We start from the raw sequence: 1,619 nt of genomic DNA on the forward strand, positions 1-1,619 counted from the left end.
GCCACGCCCTGCTCCGGCTGCCCGCCGTCGCCCTCGCCCTGACCTCCCTCGGCTTCCTCGGCCTCGGCGCCCAGCCGCCCGACCCCGAGTGGGGCCTCCTCCTCGCCGAGAACCAGCCGTACGCCGAACGTGCCCCCTGGGCCGTCCTCGCCCCCGCCACCGCCCTCGCCCTCCTGGGCGCCCTCGCGGTCACCGCGGCGGGCGGAGTCCGCCGGCCCCGCCCGTTCGCCCGGCCCGTACGGCAGCCGAAGCCCGCCGTCGCCCCCACCGTCGGAGAGACCGTATGACCGAGCCCCAGCAGCGCGACACCGACCAGCCGCAGTCGGGCGACACGACCCGGCCGCAGCCGCAGCCGCAGCCGCAGCCCGTCAAGCCCTCCCGGCGGCACACCTGGGCACAGCTCAACCCGCTCCTGCGGCTGTTGATCCTCACCCAGCTCGCCTTCAACGTCGGCTTCTTCGCGGTGCTGCCGTTCCTCGCCGAGCACCTCGGGACGGCGATCGGCATGGCCGGCTGGATGGTCGGATTCGTACTCGGTCTGCGGACCTTCAGCCAGCAGGGGCTGTTCGTGGTGGGCGGTGTGCTGGCCGACCGCTACGGCGTACGGCCGGTCGTGCTCGTGGGCTGTGCGCTGCGGATCGCCGGGTTCGGGTGGCTGGGGTACGCGGACGCCGACTGGTCGGTCATCGGCTCCGTCCTGCTCATCGGCTTCGCCGCCGCGCTGTTCTCCCCGGCCGTCGAGTCCGAGGTGGCCCGGCAGGCCGTGATCTGGGAGGAGTCGGGCGGCGGCTCCCGTACGAGTGTCCTCGCGCTGTTCACGGTGGCGGGACAGGCCGGCGCCTTCGTGGGACCGCTGATCGGCGCGCTGCTGCTGGCCGTGGACTATCGCGTCGTGTGCCTCGCCGGCGCCGGGGTTTTCGTTGTGGTTCTCGCCGGGCACCTCCGGCTGCTGCCGCAGCGCATCCCCGGCCGGGAGCGGGTCGAGGTCAAGGGCGGCCTCGGAGGGCTGGTCCGCAACCGGCGGTTCCTCGCGCTGTGCTGCGCGTACGGCGCCTATCTGCTCGCCTACAACCAGCTGTACCTGCTCCTCCCCGACGAGGTGGAGCGGGCCACGGGCTCGCAGTCGGCGCTGGCGTGGCTGTTCGGGCTGTCCTCGCTGCTCGTCGTGACGGCCCAGCTGCCGGTCACGCGGTGGGCGGCGGACCGGCTCGACCTGCGGCGGTCGATGACGGTGGGGCTGCTGCTGATAGCCGCCGGGTTCGGGGTGGTGGCCGTGGCCCGGCCCGCCGAGTGGACGGGGAACGCGGGGCTGCTGCCCGCCGCGGGGTTCGTCGTACTGCTGACGCTGGGGCAGATGCTCGTGGCTCCGGCCGCGCGGGCCTGGGTGCCCGATCTCGCCGCCGTCGGCCGGCTCGGTCTCTACACCGGGGCGATGTCCTCCGTCTCCGGTCTGATCGTGCTGGTCGGCAGTGCGGGGACCGGGTCGCTGATGGACACCGGGTTGCCCGCGGCCGTGCCGTGGCTGGTCCTGGCCGTGATTCCGGTCGCCTCGATCGGGTTGCTGCCGCGCCGTTAGCCGACGGCTCTTCCTCGCCTCCGCCGCCCCTACCCGTCCCGTC

1 protein-coding gene and 1 pseudogene are annotated in these 1,619 nt (G+C 74.2%); both read left to right on the forward strand.

Annotated features, from left to right (window positions below; all coding sequences use genetic code 11):
- A pseudogene (locus tag STRIP9103_RS37395) lies at positions 1-287 on the forward strand (ABC transporter permease subunit); the annotation flags it as partial.
- A complete protein-coding gene (locus STRIP9103_RS37400) occupies positions 284-1,576 on the forward strand; it encodes an MDR family MFS transporter (protein ID WP_048821676.1) in 1,293 nt (430 codons plus the stop codon). The pseudogene STRIP9103_RS37395 and the gene STRIP9103_RS37400, both read left to right, overlap by 4 nt.
- The last annotated feature ends 43 nt before the right edge of the window (positions 1,577-1,619 follow it).

Source organism: Streptomyces ipomoeae 91-03 (assembly GCF_000317595.1).
Classification (GTDB): domain Bacteria; phylum Actinomycetota; class Actinomycetes; order Streptomycetales; family Streptomycetaceae; genus Streptomyces; species Streptomyces ipomoeae.